18 protein-coding genes, 1 tRNA gene and 1 pseudogene are annotated in these 19,597 nt (G+C 56.1%); 14 read left to right on the forward strand and 6 right to left on the reverse strand.

What is annotated here, in order from left to right; translation table 11 throughout:
- Nucleotides 1-45: 45 nt before the first annotated feature.
- The 6 genes and pseudogenes from C3Y92_RS08750 to C3Y92_RS08780 all read left to right on the forward strand — a co-directional run.
- Nucleotides 46-627 (forward strand): annotated as a pseudogene (locus tag C3Y92_RS08750) (IS5 family transposase); the annotation flags it as partial.
- 71 nt (nt 628-698) lie between these two features.
- Nucleotides 699-1,934, forward strand: coding sequence for an ISL3 family transposase (locus C3Y92_RS08755; protein WP_129351724.1), 1,236 nt, complete (start codon nt 699-701; stop codon nt 1,932-1,934).
- 430 nt (nt 1,935-2,364) lie between these two features.
- Nucleotides 2,365-3,183: a PDDEXK-like family protein gene (locus C3Y92_RS08760; protein ID WP_129351725.1), complete on the forward strand. Its 819-nt coding sequence runs from the start codon at nt 2,365-2,367 to the stop codon at nt 3,181-3,183.
- An 11-nt stretch (nt 3,184-3,194) separates the two neighbouring features.
- Nucleotides 3,195-3,803 (forward strand): hypothetical protein, encoded by a 609-nt coding sequence (locus C3Y92_RS08765; RefSeq protein WP_129351726.1) that lies wholly within the window; start codon nt 3,195-3,197, stop codon nt 3,801-3,803.
- A gap of 363 nt (nt 3,804-4,166) precedes the next feature.
- Nucleotides 4,167-5,924 carry an AIPR family protein gene (locus C3Y92_RS08775; protein WP_129351727.1) on the forward strand — a complete coding sequence of 586 codons (1,758 nt, stop codon included), beginning with the start codon at nt 4,167-4,169 and terminating at the stop codon, nt 5,922-5,924.
- A 95-nt stretch (nt 5,925-6,019) separates the two neighbouring features.
- Entirely contained in the window at nt 6,020-6,916 is an 897-nt protein-coding gene (locus C3Y92_RS08780) for an integrase core domain-containing protein (RefSeq protein WP_129351729.1), read from the forward strand.
- Nucleotides 6,917-7,291: 375 nt separating this feature from the next.
- On the opposite strand, the gene C3Y92_RS21445 is transcribed toward C3Y92_RS08780, so the two are convergent.
- A complete protein-coding gene (locus C3Y92_RS21445) occupies nt 7,292-7,444 on the reverse strand; it encodes a hypothetical protein (RefSeq protein WP_165352097.1) in 153 nt (50 codons plus the stop codon).
- A 177-nt stretch (nt 7,445-7,621) separates the two neighbouring features.
- Entirely contained in the window at nt 7,622-7,753 is a 132-nt protein-coding gene (locus tag C3Y92_RS21825) for an integrase core domain-containing protein (protein ID WP_129351731.1), read from the reverse strand.
- Between the two features lie 522 nt (nt 7,754-8,275).
- On the opposite strand from C3Y92_RS21825, the gene C3Y92_RS08790 reads away from it, so the two are divergent.
- Both C3Y92_RS08790 and C3Y92_RS21765 read left to right on the forward strand, forming a co-directional pair.
- The gene (locus C3Y92_RS08790; RefSeq protein ID WP_235669661.1) at nt 8,276-8,908 is read left to right on the forward strand and encodes a tyrosine-type recombinase/integrase; all 633 of its coding nucleotides are present in this window, start codon (nt 8,276-8,278) and stop codon (nt 8,906-8,908) included.
- A 467-nt stretch (nt 8,909-9,375) separates the two neighbouring features.
- Complete coding sequence (locus tag C3Y92_RS21765; RefSeq protein WP_235669662.1) at nt 9,376-9,927, forward strand: HigA family addiction module antitoxin; 552 nt, start codon at nt 9,376-9,378, stop codon at nt 9,925-9,927.
- 548 nt (nt 9,928-10,475) lie between these two features.
- On the opposite strand, the gene C3Y92_RS08805 is transcribed toward C3Y92_RS21765, so the two are convergent.
- The 3 genes from C3Y92_RS08805 to C3Y92_RS08815 form a co-directional block, all read right to left on the reverse strand.
- A complete protein-coding gene (locus C3Y92_RS08805) occupies nt 10,476-10,766 on the reverse strand; it encodes a hypothetical protein (protein WP_129351735.1) in 291 nt (96 codons plus the stop codon).
- A 292-nt stretch (nt 10,767-11,058) separates the two neighbouring features.
- Nucleotides 11,059-11,135, reverse strand: a tRNA-Arg gene (locus C3Y92_RS08810).
- 255 nt (nt 11,136-11,390) lie between these two features.
- On the reverse strand, nt 11,391-11,999 hold the full coding sequence (locus tag C3Y92_RS08815; protein ID WP_043600357.1) for a peptidylprolyl isomerase: 609 nt from the start codon (nt 11,997-11,999) through the stop codon (nt 11,391-11,393).
- Between the two features lie 161 nt (nt 12,000-12,160).
- Between C3Y92_RS08815 and C3Y92_RS08820 the strand changes: the two genes are divergently transcribed.
- The 6 genes from C3Y92_RS08820 (at nt 12,161) to C3Y92_RS08845 (ending at nt 18,784) form a co-directional block, all read left to right on the forward strand.
- Nucleotides 12,161-12,433, forward strand: a complete 273-nt coding sequence (locus tag C3Y92_RS08820; protein WP_235669663.1) for a 4Fe-4S dicluster domain-containing protein — start codon at nt 12,161-12,163, stop codon at nt 12,431-12,433.
- Nucleotides 12,430-13,572 carry a 2-oxoacid:acceptor oxidoreductase subunit alpha gene (locus C3Y92_RS08825; RefSeq protein ID WP_129351739.1) on the forward strand — a complete coding sequence of 381 codons (1,143 nt, stop codon included), beginning with the start codon at nt 12,430-12,432 and terminating at the stop codon, nt 13,570-13,572. The genes C3Y92_RS08820 and C3Y92_RS08825 overlap by 4 nt, the downstream gene beginning before the upstream one ends.
- Nucleotide 13,573: 1 nt before the next feature.
- Nucleotides 13,574-14,410 (forward strand): 2-oxoacid:ferredoxin oxidoreductase subunit beta, encoded by an 837-nt coding sequence (locus C3Y92_RS08830; protein WP_129351741.1) that lies wholly within the window; start codon nt 13,574-13,576, stop codon nt 14,408-14,410.
- Nucleotides 14,407-15,132 (forward strand): 2-oxoacid:acceptor oxidoreductase family protein, encoded by a 726-nt coding sequence (locus tag C3Y92_RS08835; protein ID WP_207214036.1) that lies wholly within the window; start codon nt 14,407-14,409, stop codon nt 15,130-15,132. Before C3Y92_RS08830 ends, C3Y92_RS08835 begins: the two co-directional genes overlap by 4 nt.
- 97 nt (nt 15,133-15,229) lie before the next feature.
- Nucleotides 15,230-17,347 (forward strand): ATP-grasp domain-containing protein, encoded by a 2,118-nt coding sequence (locus C3Y92_RS08840; RefSeq protein WP_129351743.1) that lies wholly within the window; start codon nt 15,230-15,232, stop codon nt 17,345-17,347.
- 96 nt (nt 17,348-17,443) lie between these two features.
- Nucleotides 17,444-18,784: a HEAT repeat domain-containing protein gene (locus tag C3Y92_RS08845; protein WP_129351745.1), complete on the forward strand. Its 1,341-nt coding sequence runs from the start codon at nt 17,444-17,446 to the stop codon at nt 18,782-18,784.
- Here C3Y92_RS08845 and C3Y92_RS08850 read toward each other — a convergent pair.
- A complete protein-coding gene (locus C3Y92_RS08850; RefSeq protein WP_129351747.1) occupies nt 18,741-19,163 on the reverse strand; it encodes a hypothetical protein in 423 nt (140 codons plus the stop codon). The genes C3Y92_RS08845 and C3Y92_RS08850 overlap by 44 nt on opposite strands.
- Nucleotides 19,164-19,597: the final 434 nt, after the last annotated feature.

Here is a 19,597-nt window from a genome sequence, read left to right on the forward strand (position 1 = left end):
GTCTAGAGGGTGTAATGAACCTGCGGGAGTGATTATAGAGAGGGGATGACTCACCGTGAGCCGTACCCGACGGACGTCAGCGACGAGGAGTGGTACTTCGTCGCCCCTTATCTTGCCTTACTTCCTGGAGATGCTGGACAGCGTAAACATGAACTGCGCGAAGTTTTCAACGCCTTTCGTTGGATCGTGCGGGCGGGAGCGCCCTGGCGGATGCTGCCAAACGATTTTCCGCCCTGGCAGGCGGTGCATCAGCAAACTCTAAGGTGGATTGACGCCGGCTGCTTTGACCTTCTCACTCAGGACCTGCGACAGGTTTTACGCCTGGCGGCAGGCAAGAGGGAGCAGCCTTCGGCGACGATTCTGGGTAGTCGCACCTTGCGAAGCACTCCCGAGGGCGGACATAGGGCTGGCTACGACGGGCATAAAAGGAAGCGCGGCAGCAAGTCGCACATGGCCGTCGATACCTTGGGCAACCTTTTGTCGGCGCACGTGACGTCGGCCAGTAAACAGGATCGAACCCAGGTGGGCCAATTGGCCGCGAAGGTCCAGGAAGCGACCGGCGACACGGTCAACGTAGCCTTTGTGGATCAGGGCTACACGGGAGAAAAGTCGGCTGCCCAGGCGTCGGAGAATGAAATGGGTCCTTCCGGGTTTCCCGTGGGTAGATGACCGGATATGGTCAGCCCTGGAGGGTGACCATGAAGGACACGGACCTGTATTCTCGGATTCTGGGGCTGAGCGCCCCGTGGTTTGTTGCTGACGTCGAGTTGGACACGGCGGGAGGCCGGGTGGATGTCCATGTTGATCATGCTGCCGGTGTCCGCTGGCGCTGTCCGACCTGTGGTCGCGAGCTGGCTTGTCGGGATCATGCCGAGCCCCGGGTGTGGCGTCACCTCGACACCTGCCAGTTCAAGACCTTCCTTCATGCCCGGGTTCCGCGCGTGGAGTGCCCTGAGCACGGAGTGCTTCAGGTCAAGGTGCCTTGGGCCGAGGCCAAGGGACGCTTCACCATGCTCATGGAGCGCTTGATCATTGACGTGTTACGCGAGTGCGCCACCGTGTCCGGTACCTGCCAGCTCATGCGGATCAGCTGGGATGAGGCCTGGAACGTCATGGATCGAGCCGTCCGGCGAGGGCAAGCCAGGAAGAAATCAACCCCCGCTCGGTATCTTGGCATCGATGAAAAGGCCTTCCGCAAAGGTCATGACTACATGACCGTGGTCTGCGATCTGCTCGGCGGAACGGTGGAATTTGTGGCCCAGGATCGCAAGACTGAGAGCCTCGGGGACTATTATCGGCAGTTCACGGCGCAGCAACTCGAGCGCATCCGAGCCGTGGCCATGGACATGTGGGAACCATACTTCAAGGCCACGATCAAACACGTACCCGATGCGGCGCACAAGATCGTCCACGACCGCTTCCACATCATGCAGCACGTGGGCCAGGCGGTGGACAAAGTCCGCCGGCAGGAACATCGCGAACTGCTCCGCCAGGAAGACGAACGCCTCAAGGACACCAAGTACATCTGGCTTTATCGGGAAGAGAATCTGCCGGACAAGCACCGACCGACCTTGGAAGCCCTGGAGGCCACGAACCTGAAGGTGGCCAAGGCCTGGGCGATGAAAGAAAGCCTGGCCGGGTTGTGGAACTACCTCAGCGTCGGCTGGGCAAAACGGTTCTTGAAACGCTGGCTGACCTGGGTGAGGAAGTCAGACTTACCCCCAATGTGCAAAGTCGGGGAGATGCTCTCTTGGCCTCTGGACAACATCCTGACCTTTTGCCGGCATCGGATCACCAACGGCGCGGCCGAGGGACTCAACAGCAAGATCATGGCCATCAAGCGCAGGGCGTGCGGTTACCGCAACCGGGAGCACTTCAAGACCGCTATCTACTTTTTCTGCGGCGGCTTGGACCTCTATCCCAGACAGGCCTGAACCCGGGTACCCACGGAAAATCCAGAAGGACCAATGTTTTTTCGGTATTAAAGTTTCAGGTGACCTGGTGACACTTACTACGCTCAATTCAGAGGATTTTGCCGTTGTCCACCGCAGAGCCTAGATCCTTAACCTGCTCAGCGATGCACATTCACTGGTCCGAATGTTACGGGAGAAATGTGTTGTCAAGGGGCTGCCCGGAACGTATTTGATTTGTGACTTCGATTAATACACACGATAAATTATAAAATTGGTGGAGTACCTCTTGGCGCGCTAGCCTCATTGAGGAACGGAGAGCGATTATAATATATGCTTTTCAGTTAATTGGGAATTGCCTATGCTCGGCAGTAAGCTGGCGTTAGGCTAGGTGCAGGACATGGACTAGCTTACTTTTTTTGCGTTTCGTTCAGCGTTCTGTACAGGAGAATCTATGACTAAAACCGAACAGATTGAAAAATGGCGAATATTTTTCGAACAATGGCGATCAGTATCATCTACATCAGCCACGCATGAACACGAACAAAAAAGCAAGTTGGGACAGTTCTTCTCGACGTATCCCGGTCTCCGTCTACTAGAAAAGCCAAAATTGGAGTACCCATTCCCTTTGTCTCAAGAGCAGTGCAGCGTTTTTTTTGCGCAATTCCGAAAATATTTCGATGATCACCGCAAAGCCGGAAACAATGTCGATTTTTGGAGGCTTGCCGGGATAGGCACAGTCGAAATGCGAAATAGCGCTATTTTGGCTTGGATGCTCAATTGTGACGGTGACCATGGTCAGGGGAACCTTTTCCTGGACTCTCTACTTGAGATGGTCTGGAACGGCGAAATGCCGGACCAAGCCAAGTCACATTTTCCTAAACCAAGTATAACCAATGGTATCTTCCATAAAACGCATACGGAAAGTCTTTCTGGGATTGATGCAAGTCGTGTTGACATTGAAATCGACGGGCCTAGCCTCCTGCTATTCATAGAGGTCAAAATCTATGCCTCTGAAACCAACGACCAGATCAAACGCTATGTTGATATTGCCAAAGTTAAAGCCTGCGGACGGCCGTGGGGAGTGTTGTTTTTGACCAATAACGGCAAACGGCCAAGTGAAATATGTGTCTGCGGCGAAGTCGTTTCAATTAGCTGGCGAGATTTAGCGAGACAATTCAGACGCGCCATAGGAGCAAGCGGCCAAATGGAAAGAAATTCATTTTGTTTTCAAGTGATTGCTCAATTCTTCTCACACATAAGAAATTTCTAAGAGAGGCAAGCATGGCATACTCGGATGAACTGTGCAAACTTGTCATTGCTAATATCGAAATTATTGAAGAAGCGCCTTCTGTTGTGTTAGATGTGGATGCAACAATACTCAACGCAATAAATGAACGGATTAGGGATCGTATTGATGCTCTTGATGGGTGGGATGGTGTGTATAGCCTCGGGAATGAAAATGAAGATGGCAAGACTGTTTTTAGGGCACCGCAATGGCCATTGGATGATGCCGGTGCCTGTCTGGCTTGGTATGAACTTTGGCTTACAAGCGAAACCGAATATTGGACAACTCCTGCAATAGGCGCAAAGTCAAGTCGACTTTGTTTTCGGTTTAATTCTGAAAAAGAGTTCCATGGGAAGAATAAAAAGGCTATCAAGGCCTACTACAAAGTAGCCTTATTTGATAATCAAGAATTAAGCAAGGCAGGTGTGATAGTTCTGGAAGATGGAACTTTGGCTATACCCTTCAACTTTGACCCGAATAAAGTTGTCGAAGAATACCCTGATCTTGATGACTGTCTTAAACCACTTGATGATGCTTTTGACAAACTCATTCAAGTTCATCCTGTGTTTGACAAGTTGGTCAAGGAGTTGAACGCGAATAAATAAAGCAAGCAGTAGGGCTGCTGGACGCGCGAAGATGAAATCAGATACAGAGGCGCTTTTTGTGAGTGAGAGGCGTGGCCCCTTGAGCCGAAGACGGCCTAGTTCACGATTCGCGATTACGGTAAGCTTGCGGGCTTGCCCCTGCCCGTTCACCCGCAAACTTCGCCATGCCTGCGGTTTCGCCCTTGCCGACCAGGGAGCAGACAGCGGCTAATTCAAGACTTTCTTGGATACAGGAACATTCAGCACACCGTGAGATCACGGCCACCAATCCGGTCAGGTTTGAAAAGCTTTAGCTGTAACTACGTTGGCAATAAACCATTGTCACGGTTGTGAAGAAGCATCAACAACGAAAGGAACAATACGATGTACAACCGAATCAAGGAAGATATTATCCAGGATTATTACCTGCAAAATTTTCCGAATGATGGTCAGCGCTTTGTGGCTTGGTATCTTCGAAATGTACATTTACGCGATCCGATACAAGCTAAAGACGACATTACTGATGGCCCTGATGATAAACAAATTGATGCAATCTTCGTCGATGACGACAAGTCCACTGTTTTTGTAATTCAAGGCAAGTTTTTGGCTTCGGAATCCGTGGATGCCGAGCCACTACGTGAGGTGTTGGCGGCATGGATTCAGATGAGGGACCTGGTAAGGCTTCAAGAAGTCGGCAATCAAAAGCTCAAACGTAAGTTGTCTGAGATCGCACGCGCTTTAGAGGATGAATACGAAGTTACCTTTGAATTACTTACTACGGGCATTCTAACTGAAAGTGCAAAGAATGATTTGGCAACATTTCAAGAGCAGCTCGCCGATATTTCCGGAAGAGACGACTTTCCTGCTTCGATCCGACTTATTAACGAAGATGAGATCCGCCGCAGATATGACATGGCTCTCGATCGTGAAAACCCTACTCTATCTCATGTTCTTGACCTAAGTAAGTGCAATGTTCTTCCTTTGAATGTGGCCGGGACTCAAGTCATAATTGCGGTTGTTCCTCTCTCTGAATGCATTAAATTTCCTGGAATAAAAGATGGGACACTCTTTCAAAAAAATGTGCGCCAAAGCTTGGGGCTAAATAATTCTGTAAACAAGGGCATACGCAATACTATATATGGCGACAGGCATAGAGATTTCTTTTTCTTTCATAACGGTATCACAGCGATATGCAACCGACTAGAGACAAAAGACAACAATCTTCATCTTCACGGTGTAAGTATTGTAAATGGGTGCCAGTCACTTAATACGATTCTTAGTTGCAGCGAACGGGTTAAGGCATTGAATGACACAAATGTTTTGTTCAGATTTTACGAAATTCCACAGAGGGATAGGGCAGATAAGATAAGCATTAGCACTAACTCTCAGAGTGCGGTTAAGCCGCGTGATCTACGCAGTAACGACAAGCGTGTTTTAAATATGAAACGCGCCTTTGAGCAGAAGTATCCAAATGGCTACTTTTTGACAAAGAGAGGCGAACTAGCACCAGCTGACAAGGATATGTCAAGGGTTGTTGATTTTGCAGAACTGGGAAAATATCTAATAACTTGGCACTCCCAGCGGCCAAATGTAGCATACAGTGAAGCTAAAATATTTGATAAGTACTTCGAGCAACTCTTTAAACGGGAATATAGACCTGAAAATATAAATGCACTGAATCGCTGGATGCAGGCAATAATGCAGACATGGGGGAAAGAGAATCCACTTGGACTTAATGAAACGCTCTTGGCTATGCGAGCGTATGCGCCGTATCATCATCTTTATGGTGTATCAATGTGTTTTGCTATAGCAAATAACCAACCAGATCGCGTTCCAAGCCCTGACAAGTGCCTCATACAGTCTGAAAGTGTTAAAATGATTGACGACATCGTCAAAATCGCTGGCATCAGCCTCAATATGGCACTAGAGGCAGCCGCGAACGAGCCGCAACCTGCCAACAGAGTATTTAGTCCGCAGAACTGGATCAAAGCGAAAACATGCCTTGCTGGGATAAACTTTGCAATTCGCAACTATTTCAACATGCTTCCCCTTCTGCCTGGCGGAAAGGAAGTTAAAATAAAACTCGATAGTTCCCTTGCCCTAGACGCTGAAGTCTTCGAGTATAGATGGGCGGCGGATTGAGTAAATTTTTGTAATCTCAAGGAAAACGAGTTGCTTCGCGAAAAGATCGCCCGGCTGGAGCAAAACCGCCCTTTAGCCCGAGGGAGGTCGAGGAAATGAGCCAAGCCGCCTCGGCCTCCACAGGGAAGAACTACGGGCTGGCGCTGGTCTGCCGTGTCTGGGCGCTCTCTCGTTCCACGGTATATTGGCGACGTCGGCGCGCGGTCGAGGCTACTGCGTCCAAACGACGTGGCCCTCAAGGCGGGCACAGCGATGCGGTCCTGGTTGAGCGCATCAAGGCCGAGATTCGGGAAAGCCCTTTTCACGGCGAGGGGTATCGAAAGGTCTGGGCTGGCCTTCGGGACAAAGGAATCAGGACTTCCCCGGCGCGGACGTTGCGCCTCATGCGCGAAAACGCGCTCTCGGCCTACAAGCGACCTGGCCGGCCCCATGGTCCCAAGGCCCATGACGGGACGATAAAGACCCAGCGGGTGGACGAGATGTGGGGCACGGACATGACCGCAACGCTTACCGTCGCGGAAGGCAACGCCGCCATATTCTTCGCCATCGATCATTGCTCGCTGGAATTGGTCGGCATCCATGCCGCCAAGCGCGGCACGCGGTTCGAGGCCTTGGAGCCGATCCGGCAGGGTGTGCGTCACAGTTTTGGGGCTTTCGGCCAGGATGTGGCTCGGGGGCTGACCTTGCGGCACGACCACGGCAGCCAGTTTATCGCCGATGATTTCCAGCAGGAGATCGCCTTTCTCGGCATCAAGGACTCGGCGTCCTACGTGCGCGAGCCTCAGGGCAACGGCATCGCCGAACGCTTTGTCCGTATCCTCAAGGAAAATCTTCTCTGGATTCGCAGCTTCCAGACCGTCGAGGAACTCCGGCTGGCGCTTTTGGCCTTCAAGGAAACCTACAACCGCAAGTGGCGGATTGGTCGGCACGGCTACAGATCGCCGGCTCAGGTCAGGGAAAAGCAGAAAGCCGAGGTCGCTAGGGCGGCATAACTTTCAGGGCGAAACTGTCCAAGAAACCCTAGACCGCTACAAGGGATAACTAGCGAAAATCATTGAGTGGAGCCGGGCAGACGCGTGTCTTTCACGCCGGTAACAGTGGTTAAAGTCCTACAAAAGCAGGGCCAGGGCCGGAAATGTCAGAACAACTCTGGCCCTGCTAAAAGAGCAATTCTTTGTGCTGCTATTCCTTCAGCTGCAACTTCAAGCCTTCGTCGGTCTTTTCAATCGACAATTTCTGGCCTTCCGCGAACGTGAACCCCGTGAGCATGTTCGCCGTAATAACGATCTTGCCTCCGCGATAAACAGGGGAGCTGCTCCTTGTTCTGGTCGAACTCCCTTTGATTACGAACACCTCATTCTTCTCTCTCATGATTTTGATAAGATGGTTGTTGATGTGGACTTTGACTTAATCCCCAATTCTGTCATGATTTTCTTTTCTGTTCTGCCTTCTTTTGTGAGTAAGTACAGCTTGTCGCCGTCAAATTTGTCTTCAATCTTTTGTCCTTGCGTGATAGGCATGGGTCGACCTCCGTCGTTATTTCAAAGGATTGATTGTATATAATTCTTTTACGATTAGTAGGTCAAGTTTGTTTGTTGTGCTTGATGATAAAATTTGCTGTCAAAGTGTGATTGGCAAAGTTGATTTCTTAAAGGGGGAACTAGATGGCTGTGACCTGCCGGCATTCTTCGGACCATTCAATTCTTGAGGGTGGGTCCCTGGGTTGTAGTGTTGCCGACCATTCGGGCATACGCTCCCGGCGTCATTTTGCCGAGGCTCGAGTGCGGACGCGCCTCGTTGTAGAGCTTACGCAAGCCCTCGATGACCACTTTATCGGGATAAGCTTAAGCCGTGATGATTAAGCTCTGGGGATCTAGATGCTGCGGCAGGAGGGCCTAGCGCTGGGCGGAGAAAGTGGCGCAGATAGCGGTAAGGCTCCAGGTCGTTGGTCTTGGCGGTCTCAATGAAGGGGTACAGGGACGCTGAGGCGTCGGACCCATGTGGATGGCCTGAGACGACCAGGGACTCGAACCGACGTGATGGCCGTACTGTTGGGGTTGTGGAAGATGGGTCAAACTGATAGGTCAAGGGCAGGACGAATTTTGAATAATTATTTTTGAAGCCATATAAAATCAGGCTGTTACTTCTGGTTTTGGTTCCGAGGGTGCCGAGTCCCCCCTTCGGCACCATATTAGAGTCCAGGGAGGTCCGATAAAGACCGCAAACACCTGGGAAGATTAACGAAGCCGGGCGAGAGATCGTCCGGCTTCGTCTTTTTACGTCCGTTGACATCCGGTATTTCTGGGGGCAACGAAGAGCGGGGGCGGTTGCCCCCAAGGGCGTTGCCCCCAATGCTCACAGATACCGCTGTACGCAACGCAAAACCGGGTTCCAAGGCCGTTAAGCTGTTCGACGGCGGCGGCCTATATCTGGAAGTTGCCCCTGCTGGAGGCAAGTGGTGGCGTCTCAAGTATCGCCATGGGGGCAAGGAAAAAAGAATCTCCCTTGGCGTCTATCCCGACGTGTCCCTCAAGGATGCCCGGGAGCGCCGCGACGAAGCCCGTAAGCTCATTGCCAACGGCATTGACCCGAGCAAGCCGCGCCAGGACGGAAAAGCCGAGGCAAAAGCCCAGGCCACCGAAGACGCAAATACCTTTGAGGTGGTCGCCCGGGATTGGCACGCCAAACAGGTCAAGGTTTGGAGCGAAGGCCACGCCGCCAAAGTCCTGGGGCGCATCGAACAGCATCTTTTCCCCGCCTTCGGCAAAATCCCCATTTCCACGCTACGCGCCCCCGCCATCCTGCCCACGCTTCGGGAGATCGAGGCCAAGGGCAATCACGAGACAGCCAAGCGCCTGCGCCAATACTGCGAGGCGGTTTTTTACCTTCGCCATCTCCACGGGCATTGCCGAGAGAAATGTCGGCGCGGACTTGCGAGGGGCGCTTGCTCCCTGCCGAGCCACGAACCGGCCAGCCATCATTGACCCCAAGGGGGTTGCGCAACTCCTGCGGGCCATAGACGGTTATCAGGGAAGCCCCGTCACGCGACCGCCGGGGAATGATCGTCGCCATGGAGGAAACCGCCTGAAGGGGGCGGTCCATATAATGCGGCCCCGGTCGGTGGTACCAGCACCGGCCAGGGCCTATCACAACCGACCTGAAAAGGAGGTACGGCCATGACTGAGACGGCCTTAAAGCTCGGCCAGAAGACCGGCAAGCGGACCCGGTGTGCCATCTGCCGATGGAGGTTTGACAACGCCTGCCACAAACGGTCGCCGTGGATCGTAGCTGGGCAGATTGTTGGCGGGCAAGGGCCTGTGGGCGTGTGGCCCGAAGTGCTGGCTGATAGCTGGTGCGGCGACTTTAGCTTTCGGCAGGAGGTCTAGACCATGGCCGAAAAGGAATACCAGGTGGCAAGCTCGGCGAAGAAGTGGTGCAGGGTGTTGACTGGTTGACGGACTACCACCGGGATTTCACGGACCGCCTGTCATTTATAGCCGATGGCCTCAAGGCCGAAGAAATGCCCAGCCGTGGCGCTGAATTGATCATCCGTGACGCCCAGAAATCCATATGGGAAATGGTTGAGATGGTTCAGGCGCTACCCACGAAGGCCCGGCAACTGGCTGAACTCGCCGAGGGCAAGGGGCCACTGCTGCCGGAAACGTTTTCCGAGGTAGCAATGTTCAAGGCGCTGGCCGAGGCCCGGGAAATGCCGCATGGGCTGACCGCCCGCAACTTCATGGGCCTCACCGTGACGCAGCTTGCGGCGGTTCTCGGCGTCTCGCGCAAGACGCTCTCCAATATCGTCAATGAGCGGGCCGGGGTGACGCCTGACATGTCGCTGCGTCTCTCCCGGGCCTTCGGCACGACGCCCGCCTTGTGGCTGAATCTGCAACAGGCCCATGATTTGTGGGTGGCCGAGCATGAACCAACGGGATGGGAACAGGTGATGCCGGTCCCCATGCCTGCCACGCCGAGCGACGACACCCAGGCGTCCGCATAGACGTCATTCCCCCGCCATAGGATAGCCGCCCCACCGTGACCTCTGATGAGTCCGGGGCGCGCAGCATTCGTCTGCGCGGACCATTGGCCTTCAAAGGGGCCGAGACGACGTTGCTAGCATTGGGTGACTCTTCTTGGCGGCTAATTTCTTTGCCGCTGCAGTTTTCTCCCTAACCTGTAATTTGTGTTGTCTTGCGTCGGAACGGGCCTCTCTGGGGCGCTTGGGGGCCTGTGAGGCCCTCCCCCCCCCCGACACGGTGGGATGTGTGTGAAAGTTACGGCGGGAGCCAGGCAATCCATGCGGCGGCGTCGGGGTAATCCCCCTCGACGGATATTGGCGACGCTGGGCCTTTGACAACTTCTCCTGGAAGATCCCATTGCCGCCGCCGTCTTCGTCTTGGGCAGCGTCCCAGGGAGGATATGTCGCAGGCCTGTCATCCTGTTTGTTTCCGTCCATATCCTTTGAACGGCAATGCCATGGCCGGGGGCTGGACATTTCTCAACGTGATTCCAGCCACGTCAGAGGATCAAACAGTGGGTCATGGGGCGTTATTGCCTTTCCTGGTTTCCTTTCGGATCAGCTGGCAACCCCTGTGGCTGTGAGCGTCCGAGGTATTTTCCGGTGGAGTTGTAGAGCCTGCTGCTGCCGTCTGGCTGGGTGACGATCCGCCCCTGATAGCGCCCCTGTGCGTCAAAGACCTTGGCTGAGTTGTTGCCAGGATGTTGAACGATGCGCCCTTGGTACTGGCCCTGGGAACCGTATATGGCGGAGGTGTTGCCGGCCAGGGCAGGCGTTGCCAGGGACAAGGCCAGCACGATGGCGGCAAAGAAGTGGTTCATGCTGTGCGCATATCACTTCGGCCCCGGCATTGCCACGCTCTTGACGCTGGCTGGTGGCTGGTGCGCTCCGGCTGCGCCAACTGCTGTTAGCCACGATTGGGGTAGGTGGCGGGGTGCGTACAAACGTCTCCGGGACTCTTGAGAGGGGGCGAATCGACCATTGCGCCCTGGACCGGACAATCCTGGAAACGAAGGTTTCCCGTCTCCTTATCCCGGAAAATGGTAGCCAGAGCAATTGTTAAGAATGGAAACGAAGAAGGGGTCACCATTTCTGGTAACCCCTTGAAAGATTTGGTGCGCCCGGCAGGATTCGAACCTGCGACCTACGGATTCGTAGTCCGGCACTCTATCCAGCTGAGCTACGGGCGCGCCGAGAAGGAGGTATCTACGGAAAGACCCCGGGACCGTCAACAAGTTTTTACCGCCCGCGCCATTTTTTTTCAATTTCAAGGGGCGAGCCCCCTAAAAAGGGCTGACAAGGGTATTAGTGGACAATGGTTGTCTGTAAGAATGGTGTTCACACTTGGGTAAATGGCGACCCTGGCCCAGGCGGGCCGAAAACTTCGTAAAAAAAAGCCGCCCCGGCGTCCGGAGCGGCTTGCAATGCCCTGGGGCAGGGGAGCGTTACTCGCTCACCACCTCGGCCTTCTCGATCACCACCGGGACGACCGGCACGTTCTCGTGGAAGCCTTTGGTCATGGTCGGCACGGCCTTGATGGCGTCCACCACTTCCTGGCCCGAGGTGACCTTGCCGAAAACGGCGTAGCCCCAACCCTGCGGGTTCTTGCCGGTGTGGTCCAGGAAGCCGTTGTCGGCCACGTTGATGAAGAACTGGGCCGTGGCCGAATGCGGATCGCCGGTGCGGGCCATGGCCACGGTGTAGGCCTTGTTCTTGAGCCCGTTGTCGGCTTCGTTCTGGATCGGGGCGTCGGTGCCCTTTTCCTTCATGTTCTTGTCCATGCCGCCGCCCTGGACCATGAAGCCGTTTATGACCCGGTGAAAGATCAGGCCGTCGTAGTGGCCCTTTTTCACGTAGTTCAGGAAATTGGCCGTGGTGGCCGGGGCCTTTTCCTTGTCCAGCTCGATGACGATATCGCCTTTGTTGGTCGTCAATTTGACCACAGGATTGCCTCCCTTGGCCCAGGCGGCGGATACGCCACCCAGGGTTGCGGCCAGAACGCAGCACAGGGCGAGGATCGCCCGCAGCCAACTCGAACGGCCTTTTGAAACCATAACGTCGACCTCCGGAAAAAGTTTTACCGCCCTATGAAAATTTTCCAATTTCGTCGAGCAAAAAAATAATCGTCGGTAACGGTTGCCAATTTTCGTCATTCGCGTCAATGATTCCGACACTTTTTCACCGCGTAACCGGCCACCGCAAAAGCGAGTCGAACATGGGACGCAATCGTGTCGTTGTCTATCCGGACTGGTGCAAGGGCTGCGGCATATGCGCCGCGTTTTGCCCCAAAAAGGTCTTTGCCGTGGGCCAGGACGGCAAGGCCCGTGTCGTAAACGAGGAAGCCTGCGTCAACTGCGGTTTTTGCGAGCCGCATTGCCCGGATTTCGCCGTCCTGGTCATCCCGGGCGAAACCGACCAGACGCCGTGTCCATCGGAAACGGTGAAGGACCCGGCCGAACAACCCGCCGCCAAGGAGGTCAAGCCGTGACCGCCCCCCGCAAGAAACGCCGCGAAGCCTTTCTCCTTGGCAACGAGGCCGTGGTGGAAGGAGCGCTGGCCGCCGGCTGCACCTTCTACGCCGGCTACCCCATCACGCCTTCCACGGAAATCATGGAGTGCATGGCCAGGCGCCTGCCCCATGTGCCCGACGGGGCCTTTATCCAGATGGAGGACGAAATCGCCTCCATGGGCGCGGTCATCGGTGCGTCCCTGGCCGGGCGCAAGGCCATGACCGCCACCTCCGGCCCGGGCTTTTCGCTCATGCAGGAGCAGATCGGCTACGCCGCCATGACCGAGACGCCGCTGGTGCTCGTCAACGTCATGCGCGGCGGGGCCAGCACCGGCCTGCCGACAAGCCCCGGCCAGGGCGACGTCCAGCAGGCCCGATGGGGGGCGCATGGCGACCATCCCATCATCGTGCTCTCGGCCACCGACGTGCCCGAGTGCGTGGAGATGACCGTCGCCGCGTTTAATTTCGCCGAGAAGTACCGCAGCCCGGTCATCCTGCTCCTCGATGAAATCACCGCCCACACCCGGGAAAAGATCGAGCTGCCCGAACCCGGGGACTTCGAGGTGTTCTCCCGCCTGACCCCGACCATGCCGCCCGAGTGGTACAAGCCCTACGAGGAGACCATGCGCGGCGTGCCGCCCATGCCGCCCATCGGCTCGGGCTACCGCTTTCATGTTACTGGCCTCACCCACGATCCGCTGGGCTTCCCCACCAGCCGCCCCGAAGAGGTGCGCGCGCTCACCGAACGCCAGTTCCGCAAGATCGACCGCTTCTTCGAGGACATCCAGATCGTGGAGCATGTCGATACGGCCGACGCCGAGGTGGTGGTCATCGCCTACGGCTGCGTGGCCCGCTCGGCCCGGCTGGCCGTCAATCAGGCCCGGGAAGCCGGGGTGCGGGCCGGCCTTTTGGTGCTCAAGACCCTGTACCCCTTCCCGCGCCGCCATGTGGAGCCGATGCTGCGCAACTGCCGGCTGGCCGTGGTGCCCGAACTCAACATGGGCCAGCTCTCCCGGGAGGTCAAACGGGTCAACGAAGGCTACACCACCGTGCGCACGATCAACCGCATCGACGGGCAGATCATTACGCCCTCCCAGATCCTCAAGGAGATCGCGTGACATGGCTGAAATAACCCAACTCATCCATCAGTACCTGCGGCACAACAAGAAGTTTCCGCTGGTCTTCTGTCCGGGGTGCGGCCACGGCATCGTGCTGGGGTCGCTGGTGCGCAGCGTCCACGCCCTGGGCCTGCCCAAGGACGACGTGGTCATCGTGGCCGGCATCGGCTGCTCGGGCCGCATCGCCGCCTACGTCGACTTCAACACCGTCCACACCACCCACGGCCGGGCGCTCACCGTGGCCACCGGCATCAAGATGGCCAACCCCAAGCTCACCGTCATCGCGGTCATGGGCGACGGCGACGCCTTCTCCATCGGCGGCAACCATCTGATCCACGCCGCCCGGCGCAACATCGGCGTCACGGCCTTGGTGCTCAACAACTTCATCTACGGCATGACCGGCGGCCAGTGCTCCTCCACCACCCCCGAAGGGGCCTATTCCCACACCTGCCCCCAGGGGCAGCTGGAAAGCGCCTTCGACATCGTGGAGCTGACCAGGGCGGCCGGCGCGGCCGGCGTGTCCCGGGGCACGGTCTACCACGTCAAGGAACTCGACGCCCTGATGGCCGAAGCCATCTCGCGCCCGGGCTTCAACCTCGTCGAGGCGCTCACTCCGTGCTTCACCCAGTACGGACGCGGCAACGGCTTTAAAAGCGCCGTGGAGATGTTCAAGTGGCTCAAGTCCTCCTGTCTGCCGGTGGATCGCTACGAAAAGCTTGAGGACCGCACGGGCAAGCTCCCCATCGGGACGTTCGTGCGCCGCGACGTGGACGGCCTGGAGACGCGCTGGGCGAACATGCGGCAGGCCCTTGCCGCCAAGAAGGGAGGTGCGGCATGACCGGCGCGCCCAAGGACAAGACTGCGGCCAAGCCCGCCAAGGCGGCTGCGGCCAAGGCGGCCAACGGCAACGGCAACGGCAACGGTAACGGGCAGGCCCTGGCCCGCTACGAGATCCGGCTGTCGGGCCTGGGCGGTCAGGGCATCCTGACCATGGGCAAGCTGCTCGGCCAGGCTCTGGCCATCGGCCACAGCTACTACGTCACCCAGACCCAGAGCTACGGCCCCGAGGCCCGGGGCGGGGCCAGTCGGGCCGACCTCGTGGTCAGTTCCGAACCCATCAGCTATCCCAAGACCGAATACCTCGACCTGCTCGTGGCCCTGTCCCAGGAGGCTGCGGCCAGCTATTATTCGTACCTCAAGCCGCGCGGGGCGCTGCTTATCGACGCTGATCTGGTGCGCCAAAGCCCGTCCAGCGTGGCCCTGGCCCTGCCCTTTACGCGCCTGGCCCGGGAGAAGGTGGGCGTGCCCCAGGCCACCAACGTGGTGGCCCTTGGCGCGGTGGCTTATCTGCTGCCCTTTGCCCGCATCGAGGCCATGCGCAAAAGCCTCAAGGAATCGCTGCCGGAAAAGATCCGTGACGCCAACATCAAGGCCTTAAATCTCGGCTACCAGGAGGCGAAAAAGCGCCTGGGCGAACCCATTGCCCTGCCGGACCCGGACGGCGACGACGACATCCAGGCCGCGCGCATGGACTTGACCGAGATCATGACCGAGGATTAGCCGGCTTTCTGCTCCCGGGGCTGGCGTTTTGGCGTAAAAGCGGGCAAGAAGGAACATCGTCAAACCCCGACGCGCCAACCCGAAAGGAGCCTGGGACATGCTGCTGACCGAACACGCCGGCAAGGAACTGCTGGCCGAAGCCGCCATCGCCGTGCCCCCCGGCGTCGCCCTGGAACCGGACGACGCCGGGGCGGCCACGCCGCCTTTTCCCGGACCGTATTTCCTTAAAGCCCAGGTGCTCGGCGGCGGCCGGGGCAAGGCGGGCGGCGTGTTGCCCGTGGCCGACGTCTCGGCGCTTCCCGAAGCGGCCAGGACCCTGTTTTCCAGCACCTTCGGCGGCGTCAGGCCGCCTTTTTTGCGCCTGGAGGCGGCGGTGCCCTTTGATCGCGCCTTCTATCTGTCCCTGGGCGTTTCGCGGGGGCGCAAGGGCTTTTGCCTCACCATCGGCCGGGAGGGCGGGGTGGATGTGGAAGCCCTGGCCGGCACCGAGGCGCTTCTCGTCATCGACGTGCCGCCAAGCCTTGTCTGTCCGCCCTATGCAGCCCGGGCGGCGTTTTTCCATTTGCAACTGCCTGCCGAGGCCTACGCGCCCTTTGAAACCTTGCTGTCGCGGCTTTTCGGGGCCGTGGCCGACAATGGGCTGCTCCTGGCCGAGATCAATCCCCTGGCCTACTGCGCCGGAGAGCGTTTCGTGGCCCTGGACGCCAAGGTGACCATCGACGACAACGTGGCCGCCTTGCGCCCGGCCCTGGCTCGCTACCGCGACGCCCGCTTCGCCACCCCTACCGAGAGCCGGGCCGCCGAGCACCGGCTGTCCTTCGTCAGCCTGCCCGGCCGGGTGGGGCTGGTGGCCAATGGCGCGGGGCTGGCCATGGCCACCATGGACGCGTTGGAGGCGGCCGGACTGCCGGCGGCCAATTTCCTCGACTTCGGCGGCACGGCCGACCCCGCGCGTCTGCGCGTCGCCTTTGATCTGCTTTTTGCCGATCCGGCCGTGGAGGCCTGCTGCGTCAACATGTACGGCGGCATCCTGTCCTGCGCCGATGTGGCCGAGGCCATGGCCTGCGCCCTGGACGGGGAAGACGGGCGGCCGGTGGTGGTGCGGTTTGCCGGCAACGCGGCCAAGGCCGGCATGGAACGGCTGCGCGCTATGCCCGGGAACCGGGTCCGGGTGGCCGAGGACATGGACCAGGCCGTGGTCATGCTGGCCGAGGCCGTGGCTCCGGGTGAGCGGCGGCCGGTGGACGTCCTGGCCGGCGTCTGCCCGGCGCCGACGCCAGGGGACGCAGCGGCGCGGCTTCGCAGCCACGGCTGTCCGAAACGGCCCCCATTGCCAAGCCTACTGGACCTTGGCCCGGACAGCGGGGTGCTGGTGCAAGGGCTGACCGGCCGGGCCGGCCGGGCCCATGCCCGCCGGATGCGGGCCTACGGCACGCCGGTGGTGGCCGGGGTGACGCCGTTTCGGGGCGGCAGCGAAGTGGACGGCCTGCCGGTCTACGACACCGTGGCCCAGGCCATGGCCCGCCACGACATCGCGCTCTCCGTCATCTTCGTGCCGGCCGCCGGCGCGGCCGACGCCATCGAGGAAGCGGCGGCGGCTGGCGTCGCGCGCATCGTGTGCATTACCGACGGCATCCCCCAGCGCGACATGCTGGCCGTGCTTGCCGCCCTGGCCGGGCGGCAAGCGACGCTGATCGGCCCCAACACGCCCGGGCTCATCCTGCCGGGCCAGTGGTTCTCGGCCGGCATCATGCCCACCGAACCCTTCACGCCCGGCCCTGTGGCGATATTTTCCCGAAGCGGCACGCTCACCTACGAGGTGGCCTCGCGGCTCACGGCGGCGGGCATCGGCCAGGCCGTGGCCGCCGGCATGGGCGGCGATCCGTTCGGCGGGGCGGGGTTCGTGGAGCTGTGCGAGATGGTGCGCGACGACGCCCGGGTGCGGGCGGTGATGGTCATCGGCGAAGTGGGGGGCACGGCCGAGGAGGAGCTGGCCGAATACGTGGCGGCCACGAAGTATCCCAAGCCGGTGGCCGCCTTTGTGGCTGGCGTAAGCGCGCCGCCGGGCCGCACCTTGGGCCATGCCGGGGCGCTTTTGGAGCGGCCTGGCGGCGTGGCGGCCAAGCTGGCCTGCCTGGCCCGGGCCGGTATACCGGTGTGCGGGGAATTGGGCGAAGTGGCCGGGGTTATGGCTGAGGCGCTATGCCGTTGGTAGGTTTGTATATATTCTGGGTGCAGAGTATTGACATCGGATAGTTGGTGAAGTATATGATTTTGTATTAATGAATTTGCAGGATAACTAGGAATTATCATGGAATTACACTATCCCCGTGACATTGCGCGTAGTTGGCGAGAATACAATAAGAACACCTGTTTCTTTTTAATGCCGTTTAAAGACAAGTTTCGAAAGGTATACTCTTCTATATTACAAGAACTAAAGAAAATAGGATTCTACTGCACGAGGGTCGACCTAGAAGATCAAGAAGGTGCTATAATCAATAGAATTGTCAAAGGAATAATAAGCTCTCATTTTGTTGTTGTCGATCTCACAGATCAGAATTCAAACGTCTTTTATGAACTCGGATTGTCTCACGCTCTAAAAGACAGCCAAAATGTAATATTAATATCTCAAAGCATGGACTTCGTTCCGGCGGATATAAAACATCTTAGGGTTATAGTGTATAGTCTTGATGATATGTTTGAACTTGTAGATAGAGTAAGGCAGCATGTTGAAAAATACATGCATGGATTTGATATAAAGCTTTCAATAAGACAGCAGTACGGACACTTGTTTTGCAATGAAAACGCTTCTTTTGAAATAGAGGATTTTTTTTCACCACTGATTGTTGAATACCCCAAAGTATTGCTGCCGCTTGTCCATAAAAAGCACGATCCATCTCTTGGTTGGCACGACATTATGGGGTGCTTCTTTAAGATAAGAAATGGAATTGGATACAACATCAAGACGAATAGACCCATGGCGAGGGCTATTACAGCCGTATACATAGATATGCTCATTTTGTATCAAGACATATCTGAGATAAAAAGCGAAATATTGCAGGCTTTAAGTCGAGAAGAAATAGTAGGCGGATTTTCGGAAAGAGAAAAACTGGATCAAGTGATTAATCTTGTATTTAAACTTGTTACAATAGACTCCATCAAGCAAGAAGCTATCGACTGGATAATAAAATACCTGTCCAGACCAAAGGTGGCCGGGGTGGACTTGGCAAGAGCACGGGTGGAAGAGTTTGTCATAAAGGAAAATGCACATGAGCTTAATGCCCAATTGACCAAAGTGTTATCTTCTCCGGTTGATTTGCAGCGTGAAAATATTTCTGATATACTCGGGGAAATAGGCGATCCGAGTTTTGTCAGTCCGCTAGAAAATGCACTTGCGATTGAGAAAAACTATTATGCAGCTCGGAGCATAATAACAGCTCTTGGGAAAATTGCCATTCCAGAAAGTGGAGTTCGAATACTGTCATGGATAAAAGTACATTCAAATTCTATCGTCACACAAAATAAAGAATTTGTTTTTCAGTATTCTGGTTTGGCTTTGTCCTCAATTGATTATAAAAACGGAACTACCTACGTTGATCAACTGAATGCTATTTTAGCATCGCTTCCAGGGTCTCGCACGGTACAAGAATAGCGTGTCCATCTCCTTCGTAGACTCCAAAAAAATGATTCACCTGAAAATAGTACCCTCTATTTTTCTGAACATCCCCAAAAGCTGCCTCATTGTTCACCAAGGGAGCCTCGGTCATTGCTGAATGTGTCAAATGGACGACGTTAATCGGTAATTCGCATAACAATTTTGAACTACAACCGTTCATGCAGAGACGCATCATGAGGTCGGTGTCCTCAAATCCATAAACTTTATAAGCATCGTCAAACATGCCGCAGTCTCTGAGTACTTGCTTTTTAACGACCCCAAAGTTTCCTATAAATGTAAATTCATTCAGGTCACGAAATCCAAAGGCGCGACTAATCCCTTTGGGTAAAATAGAAATATTTTTTATACGAAGCATTGGTATCACCACTGGGAGGGGTATACATCCTATGCTTCGCTGATGATCTAGTCGTATACAGATTACACGCCACCTTCCGATCCGTATATTTCTCCGCACGCAAATCGTATCTCAATAGAACAGAACACGCGAAACACACTGATGGATTTCCAATCACAAAGCCGTGCAACAAATGATCGTGCTATACAAGCCAGCTACTGTATTCAACACAGTGGAAAATTCTATTTCAGAGCGTTTCATTGCAAAACAAGTTTACTGCTTCTTATTGGCTTATATCAAATCCATGCATGTTTTTTCACATGCTGCCTTACTCTATCTCAAGTCAACATATCATCAGACATACACTATAACCTAAGTTTTTATCCGCCAACGAATGGAGATATAATATTACTTTGGCTGTCTTGAGCTACAACCGATTATAGCAATTCTGATCT

The organism is Solidesulfovibrio carbinolicus (genome assembly GCF_004135975.1).
Taxonomy (GTDB): Bacteria; Desulfobacterota; Desulfovibrionia; order Desulfovibrionales; family Desulfovibrionaceae; genus Solidesulfovibrio; species Solidesulfovibrio carbinolicus.